This is a genomic window from Serratia sp. TMDUHS_CL (genome assembly GCF_037137105.1).
In the GTDB taxonomy this organism is placed as follows: domain Bacteria; phylum Pseudomonadota; class Gammaproteobacteria; order Enterobacterales; family Enterobacteriaceae; genus Serratia; species Serratia nevei.
Genome location: NZ_JBBBDV010000049.1, coordinates 1 through 217, shown reverse-complemented (window position 1 = coordinate 217; position 217 = coordinate 1). Strand labels below are relative to the sequence as shown.

Below are 217 nucleotides of genomic sequence, written 5' to 3'. Positions count from 1 at the left end.
TGCATTCCCGTATAGCTGCGCCAGCTTTTTCTCTTTACGAACTGTGCTGGGGTTCTGCCCCTCAGCAACTAACTTTCTGGATTCATCGCGCTTTGACCGAGCATCGGCTAACGAAACGGCAGGATAGACGCCGAATGAAATCATCTTGGGCTTACCGGCAAAGCGATAACGAAAGCGCCAGCTCTTGCTGCCATTGGGTTCAACCAAAAGGGATAAA

General features: G+C 50.7%; 1 protein-coding gene. It reads right to left on the bottom strand.

What is annotated here, in order from left to right:
- Positions 1–217 (bottom strand): Arm DNA-binding domain-containing protein (locus WCL58_RS25320; RefSeq protein ID WP_336851760.1); only part of this gene is annotated, 217 nt, incomplete at both ends.